Here is a 6,876-nt window from a genome sequence, read left to right as displayed (position 1 = left end):
AACTTTTTGATATCTTTCCGTTTCTTCAAAAAAACACACTCCATTTTCTTTTCCTGTATATTAGATTAGCATCCCTATTCTAGCACGTTTTTGCTAAATAAAACAAAAAGCCAATGAACAAATTGCCTTTTGTCCATTGGTAAAAATAGCTCTTAACTTGTTTTTAGCGGCTTATGCCAACCCATCGATAAAATGGTCAATCTGCAAGAAGTATTCTACTAATTCCCGGTGCTTCTGCCCGTCTTTTTCATAGTAGTCCTGCAGATCAGCCAAATCCATCTGCTCCATCAACTTAGATGCCGTCTTATCCTTGCTCCAGCTTTGGTGGCGTTGCTGCATCAAGTCATACATGTGCTGCTTAACGTCTTCGTATGGCGCAAAGGCATGTGTCTTCTTGCCCTCTTTAAAGACCAGGTAGTTCTCAATCTCCCGCTTAAAAGTCGCGTGAATGTGTGCCTGCATCCCTGGATACTTTGCCCTGATCCGGTGCAAGTGCCGCTGGCTCTGCTTAGCTTCATCCGTCCCCTTGTCTGAGTCGATCAAGATGAACCAAGGTTCATTCAGTTTAGAAAAAAGGTCAAAATTCAGCCAGGCCAGCAGACTGCCGCATCCCCCGACAGGCAGGATAAAAAGCCCTTTTTCAGCAAAAGTCGCCTCCACCAGCTTTTCTTCATACATCCACTGGTTGATCTTGGTCACAAAACGGACGTCTTCCTGCCCTTCGACCAAGAGAACGCAGCGGGACTTGACCGCCCGCTGGTCAGCCGCCAGGCCCAAGCTGCTAGACACTTCCGCCAAGATCTGGCTCTCACTCAAAAGTTGCTGCTGGCCGGCAACCTTCTTGATGATCTTGATCCCTTCCAAAGGCAGAAGACCCATCAAGTGCGGCGTGCGCGGAATCAAGATGACTTGTTTGTTCTTAGCGACCAGTTTAAGCAGGGCCTGGGCCAACAAGGCTTCATCTTCCTCCGACAAATCATTCGCTTCAAAGGCATAGACCACGTTGTCGATGCTGGCATTTTCACTTTGAGCTAAAAGAAAGGACAGAATAATCCGGCTGACCTTGGCCGTTCCAGTCACCCCGACCTTTTCCCGCTGCTTGATTAGTTCAGCCAGGTTGGGATCCTGGAAGACAAACTGGGGAGCTGGTTCACCCAAGTCCCGGTAGTTGGCCAGAAGCTGGGAGAGACTGCGGCCCAGGCGGTCGTCCAGGTAGTCCTGAATTTCCTTGATTTCCGCTGCCTTGTCCCTAATAGCGCTGCGGGCCACGAAGTTCAAGGGGCTGGCCGCCTTTGACTCTTCATCAAAAAAGACATACAGGGGCATGCTGGCTGAAAGCTGCCGGTAGCGGCCCCGGTTTTGGTCCGTAACTGTCTGAAAGTCCCCGCCTTCTTCCGCGAAGCTGTCGCTTTCTTCCAAATATTGCTTAAGGTCAAACGACTTTTTGATAGCAAAATCATCGAAATAGCAAGTGATAGCAATTTGCCAGTCCCCGGCCTTGAGGGCTTTCTCATTTAAGTCTTGCAGCTTCAAAGGCCGCTTAGCCAAAGGGCCGTTGAAAAAAATGTCCAGAGCCCGCAGGATGGTCTTCTTGCCCACTTCCCCTTCACCTAATAGACTGGTCAAGGGGGCGAATTTCAGCTTAAAATTGCGATAACCGCGAAAGTTATGCAGCTCAACCGCGCGCAGCAACATGATTTGCTCCTTAATCGGCTTCGTCGCCGTGTCTTTGCCGGTAGTCCTTCCGGCTCATCTTAACCTTCGGTACCTTTTCAGTTGGGTTAGCCAGTTGCCGGCTGACCCGGTCCAAACGGGCAGCTTCTGCTTCCCCCTTGGCTTTAGCTTCCGCGTGTTCCCGGGCCTTGCGGAGTTTTCTGGACTGGATGTCCCACATCCACAAGGTCGGCATGATTGCTACGGCTCCTAAGAAGGCACCCATGGTGTTGGCGATCATGTCGTTAACATCATATGTGCCCAGCCCTGTCATCCGCTGGAAATGTTCAATAAACCAGGACAGGCAGAAGGCCATAAATGTGGTGATCATGATGCTATGCAGCCACTTGGACCAGGATGGAATAATGTAACCCAAGGGCATGAAAAGCAGAACATTCATCAAAAAGCCGTAGCGGCCGCCATAGTTTGAGCTGGCAAAGACTTTTTTCAGCCCCCACTTCCAAAAGGCCGGGTCTTTCAAAACCTCTGAGCCGGCGGCCATTTGGGCCGGATGCTGCCAGTAGTAGACAGCAGCCGTCAGCATTCTTGAGGCAAACACATAGTAGATCAAAGCACAGCCATAGATAACCGTTACTACCAGCCGCAAAAAGGAGTTCCCCGTGCGGATAGCCCAGTAGCCTGCCAAAACACAGGCGCCAATGACCACAAAGCGGATCAGCAAAGCCAGTTCATGATACATTCTTTTTCACTTCCCCTTACGAATTCCTTTCTACATATTTTATACCATTAGTCGACTTATCAACAAAAGTTGTGATTATTAATTTTATTATCAATATCACAAGATCATTTTTCTAAAATTCTGCTCTGTGCTATTCTTTATATTAGTGCTTTCAATTACAACAATACATAAAATTGGAGTATCAAACATGGACAAAGAAAAAATCAATGAATTATGGGACAAGTACAAGGATATCATCCCCTATGTCTTCTGGGGCGTCATGACCACCCTAGTCAACATCTTCTCCTACTGGCTCTGCAACAGCGTCTTCAAGTGGGACATCATGCCAGCGACGATCATGGCTCAGTTCCTGTCCATCGTTTTTGCCTACTTGACCAACCGCAAGTGGGTTTTCCACAGCCAGGCATCCACCTTTAAGGAATACGCCAGTGAAATCGCCAGCTTCTTCGCGGCCAGAATCGGGACTGCCCTTTTAGATATGGCCATCATGTTCATCTTCGCTGAACAAATGCACTTAAACAGCATGGTTATCAAGATCCTGGCCAATGTGGTTGTCGTTATTATCAACTATGTGGCCAGCAAGTTCTGGATCTTTGAATCCAAGGACTCAGAATAATCTATCTGAATTAATTGCTAAGAAATGTTAATTATTCCGGCTAAAAGTTTCAACTAATGCATTTTCGTGTTAATCTTGAAGTCAGTTTAACCAGAGAGGAAGGGTGAAAATGCGGAAAAGAAATATTATTTTAGCCTTTTTGGGATGCTTGGGGTCGGTCCTGCTGATCAGCGGCCTGACTTTCCAGAATTCCGGCCAGTCAGTCCAGCTGACCTTAAAGTTCGTCAACTTATTTGAGAAGGTTCATTTTCACTTGACCGGTACTATGATGGCTGAGTACCCGATTTACCACATGATGCGGAAGCTGGCCCACACGGCTGAGTACTTCCTGCTCGGCGCCAGTGCCTGCTACTTCTTCAGCCGCTGGCAAAAGCGCTATGCCTGGTCAGCCCTGGCCCTGTCAGCCGCCTTCTCCCTCTTTGACCAGACCAGCAAGCTGCTGGTTCCCGGCCGGGAATTCGACCCAACTGACTTTCCTTTCGATATCGCCGGCTACCTGCTCGGGATTGGCTTAATCCTCTTGCTCCAGCGGCCATGGGCCAAGCGGGCCGTCAACCAAACCGCTAATACATTTTACTAATTGCTAAAAAGAGTGCTTGCCCGGCACTCTTTTTTCATCTTTAGCATTTCCTTGCTTCATCATTGCTATTTTCAAATTATCATAAACAGCTAAAAATTGTATAATATGTATTGTTTACAATTTGCTATCAGAAGGAAGGAAAAAATACTAACTCCTTCACATTCAACAAATCATACTTTCCCTCCCGCCAATCGGCGGTGCTTTCAAAAGAGAATGCGATATGGAGAAAATGTCAAAGGAAAACTTAATGAATACGAATAAATTTACAATTAGCTGGGGAGACTTCAGCCGCTATCGGAGCAGCATGTTTGGCCTTTCAATCATTGGCATCATGGTCTTCCACTACTTCGAACATATTCGCAGCGCCCACCTGCTTCTGAAATCAGAGCAGTTCTGGGACTACTACATCGGTTCGACCGGGGTTGACTTCCTCCTCTTTTTGTCCGGGATGGGCCTCTTCTATTCCTTGACTAAAAATGATGATATTTGCCAGTTCTACAAGAAAAGACTAGTCAGAATCCTGCCAGCCTAGCTGTTTGTTTCGATGACCTTTTTTGCCTGGCGGGATTTTGACCTTTATCAGGGATCTGCTCTTCCTCAATTTTATCGACCATGCCGATACAACCTACTGGTTCATCTTTTTCATCATCGTGATGTACTGCAAGTACAATATCCACTTTGACATCTGGCTGCCTCTGCCCTACTGGATCCGCTTGACCAACAGCCTCTGGGCCTTCCCATTGATGATCATTGGCCTTTATCTCTGCAAGTTGATCAACTTCACCAAGTTCCTGCAAGGCTTTGTCAAAATTTCCGGAGCCTTGTCCCTGGAACTGTACCTGGGTCATGTTTCGGCGCGGATTTTCCTTACTGCCCACCACATGTCCCTGTATATTCTTTGGCAATACCTGGTCATGATCGGCCTCTCCTACCTGGGCAGCTTTATCTTAAAATGGCTGGAAAACAAGATCCAAGGCCAACTCTTGCCACTGTCGCGTAAAAAATAGAAAAATATCGAAAGAAATAGATTAAAAGAATAGAAAGGTATTTCTAAATTGGATGTAAAAAATAATCTCCACAATAATAAGAGCAACCCGCGTAAATTGAATTTGCTTTACCTGGGCCTTTTGCTCTTCGTCACTTTGCTGACCACCCTTTATTTGGCTAGCAGCAAGGCAATCTTTACCGTCTCAGACTGGACCTTCCACGCTGCCCGGGTAGAAGAAATCTACTTGAACCTTAAGTCCGGCTCCTTCTTCACCTTTATCGCGGCCAGAACTTTCCACAACACCGGAGCTGCTTCTTTCCTCTTTTACCCATGTATTTTCCTTTATCCATGGGCCTTCCTGCGTTTTATTCTTTCCCCGGTCAACGCCTTTTACGCCTGGTACGCCCTGGTAACCTTTGCCACGGCTACAATCAGTTACTTCTCCATGAAGGCATACTCAAAGAAGTCTCTGGCCAGCTTTATTTTCTCCCTGGTCTATACATTTGCCCCTTACCGGCTTTACCTGGGCGAGGCAGTCTTTGGCGAATACCTGGCTGTAACCTTCCTGCCCCTGCTTTTCCTGGGCATCTATGAAGTCCTGTGGGGCGACAAGAAAAAATGGTACCTCCTGGCTATCAGCGGGGCACTGGTTGCTTATGCCCACATCCTCTCTGTCTTTTTGAGTCTGCAATTTGCCGTAATCCTCTTTATTATCAAGCTGATCACCAGCCGCGGCATCAGCAAGGATCGGATTAAGTCCCTGCTTTTGTCTGCCGGTGTCTGTGTCTTCCTGGTTTTGCCAGTAATCGTGCCTTTTTTCACTGACTTTATCGGCCAAGGGCTCTTCAGTGCCTATCCTGGAATCGTCTACACCATGGCCATGGGCCCACGCAACCTGCTCCTCAACCCCTTCTCTGCCCCCCAAAACAGCTGGAATCTGAGCTTCATGCTGATGTTAACAATCCTTACTGCCTGGGCCTTTATTAAGAGCCGGCGGAACTGGATCATCTACGGCTTAGGCCTCTTTGCCTGCTTCTTGACCACCCGCTATTTCCCTTGGAAGCTCACTGCTGGTACGCCTTTTGAAATGGTTCAGCTACCTGTCCGCTATCTTTCCTACGCTTCACTTTTCTTAACCATCCTTTTTGCCCTGGGCAGCAGCAGCGTGCTTGAAGAGCATGTGACCGGCCGGAAAAAGCTGGCTCTCAGCTGCAGCTTAGCCGTCTTCATGGCCCTCTTCTCCCTTAGTTCCTTGTCAGTTTACCGGGATACCTTAAAGCATGTTCAAGACATGCCGAAAACCAGTGCCAACAGCACACAGCCAGCGCCATTCAAGCGCCTGCGCGACTATAACTATTACAACCAGTTCAACTACAAGATTCTCTTTGGCGACTTTGACTATATGCCAAAAAGCTCACTGACCAGCGTGCAAAAGCGAAATTCTCTTTTAATGCACCAAGCCTACTTGAATGGCAAGACTTTAACCCTGAGTCCTTTAATCAAAGCCAATCAAATTTCTTACCAGGTCAAGAGTGAAAAAGCAGCTGATGTTGACTTGCCAGTAATTGCCTACAAGCACACCACTGTCAGCGTCAATGGGCAAAAGCATGCCTTCCGCCGCGGCAACCGGGGGACGGTTGTAGTTGGCCTCAAGCGCGGGCAAAACACCGTCACGGTAGGCTACAAGGCCAGTCCTGTCTTCTACTTGAGCATAGTCATCAGCATCCTCAGCTGGCTCGCCCTGCTTATCTACTTGGTCAAGTTCAAGGCCAAATATGCACAATAGAAAAACACAGAAAAAAAGAGTACGTGGAAAATCACGTACTCTTTTTGAATATAGCCGATTAGTTATCATGATTGTACCGTTGTTTGAACCACCAGTTGATTCTCTAGCCACGGTTGAAACTGGAACCCAGGCAATAGCACCGTAGTCATAGGCGTTTCTGTGGCTGGAACCACTGCCAGCACTGTAGTAGCATGGGTCGTAAACCAGGAAGCGGCCCTTCTTGTAACCAGCGATTACCTTAGCATGATGCTTGCTGCGGAAGTAAGTTTCGTAGCTTGAGAAGCCGTAGTAAAGCACTGGGTGCCCGCTCTCTACGACTGACTTGATCTTCGCCATGCTGCGGCCAGTAATATTGGTAAAGCCGCGGTCAAACTTCTTCATATAGTTGGTTAAACTTGATGCTGACAGCAAACCGCGGAAGTTGGCGGTTGAGTAAACACCACCGTATTGTGGCAGGTTGTTGTAATGCTAACTTCCCAGAGCAATCAAACTC

The 6,876-nt window shown here is 47.7% G+C and carries 7 protein-coding genes and 1 pseudogene; 5 read left to right on the top strand and 3 right to left on the bottom strand.

What is annotated here, in order from left to right; all coding sequences use genetic code 11:
- Positions 1-171: 171 nt before the first annotated feature.
- Positions 172-1,695: an ATP-dependent nuclease gene (locus tag HMPREF3168_RS08865; protein ID WP_035161608.1), complete on the bottom strand. Its 1,524-nt coding sequence runs from the start codon at positions 1,693-1,695 to the stop codon at positions 172-174.
- Positions 1,696-1,705: 10 nt separating this feature from the next.
- The gene (locus tag HMPREF3168_RS08860; protein WP_070489661.1) at positions 1,706-2,413 is read right to left on the bottom strand and encodes a VanZ family protein; all 708 of its coding nucleotides are present in this window, start codon (positions 2,411-2,413) and stop codon (positions 1,706-1,708) included.
- Between the two features lie 187 nt (positions 2,414-2,600).
- Here HMPREF3168_RS08860 and HMPREF3168_RS08855 point away from each other — a divergent pair, with 187 nt between their 5' ends.
- The 5 genes from HMPREF3168_RS08855 to HMPREF3168_RS08835 all read left to right on the top strand — a co-directional run bounded on the left by HMPREF3168_RS08855 (position 2,601) and on the right by HMPREF3168_RS08835 (position 6,383).
- Positions 2,601-3,029 carry a GtrA family protein gene (locus HMPREF3168_RS08855; RefSeq protein WP_003613098.1) on the top strand — a complete coding sequence of 143 codons (429 nt, stop codon included), beginning with the start codon at positions 2,601-2,603 and terminating at the stop codon, positions 3,027-3,029.
- A gap of 109 nt (positions 3,030-3,138) precedes the next feature.
- Positions 3,139-3,609, top strand: a complete 471-nt coding sequence (locus HMPREF3168_RS08850) for a VanZ family protein (RefSeq protein ID WP_070489659.1) — start codon at positions 3,139-3,141, stop codon at positions 3,607-3,609.
- A gap of 247 nt (positions 3,610-3,856) precedes the next feature.
- On the top strand, positions 3,857-4,141 hold the full coding sequence (locus tag HMPREF3168_RS08845; RefSeq protein WP_231115338.1) for an acyltransferase family protein: 285 nt from the start codon (positions 3,857-3,859) through the stop codon (positions 4,139-4,141).
- A gap of 22 nt (positions 4,142-4,163) precedes the next feature.
- The gene (locus tag HMPREF3168_RS08840) at positions 4,164-4,616 is read left to right on the top strand and encodes a hypothetical protein (protein WP_148129895.1); all 453 of its coding nucleotides are present in this window, start codon (positions 4,164-4,166) and stop codon (positions 4,614-4,616) included.
- Positions 4,617-4,664: 48 nt separating this feature from the next.
- Positions 4,665-6,383, top strand: coding sequence for a hypothetical protein (locus HMPREF3168_RS08835; RefSeq protein WP_246825713.1), 1,719 nt, complete (start codon positions 4,665-4,667; stop codon positions 6,381-6,383).
- 204 nt (positions 6,384-6,587) lie between these two features.
- Here the strand turns inward: HMPREF3168_RS08835 and HMPREF3168_RS11015 are convergent.
- Positions 6,588-6,794 (bottom strand): annotated as a pseudogene (locus HMPREF3168_RS11015) (C39 family peptidase); the annotation flags it as partial.
- Positions 6,795-6,876 lie beyond the last annotated feature (82 nt).

This window comes from Lactobacillus sp. HMSC08B12, assembly GCF_001808415.1.
GTDB lineage: Bacteria > Bacillota > Bacilli > Lactobacillales > Lactobacillaceae > Lactobacillus > Lactobacillus delbrueckii.
This window is presented reverse-complemented; position numbering and strand designations above follow the sequence as displayed.

What these genes read in the sequence shown, in the direction of transcription:
- HMPREF3168_RS08850 (WP_070489659.1), top strand. Translation starts at nt 3,139, where the DNA reads ATGCGGAAAAGAAATATTATTTTAGCCTTTTTGGGATGCTTGGGGTCG.
- HMPREF3168_RS08845 (WP_231115338.1), top strand. Translation starts at nt 3,857, where the DNA reads ATGAATACGAATAAATTTACAATTAGCTGGGGAGACTTCAGCCGCTAT.
- HMPREF3168_RS08865 (WP_035161608.1), bottom strand. Translation starts at nt 1,695, where the DNA reads ATGTTGCTGCGCGCGGTTGAGCTGCATAACTTTCGCGGTTATCGCAAT.
- HMPREF3168_RS08855 (WP_003613098.1), top strand. Translation starts at nt 2,601, where the DNA reads ATGGACAAAGAAAAAATCAATGAATTATGGGACAAGTACAAGGATATC.
- HMPREF3168_RS08860 (WP_070489661.1), bottom strand. Translation starts at nt 2,413, where the DNA reads ATGTATCATGAACTGGCTTTGCTGATCCGCTTTGTGGTCATTGGCGCC.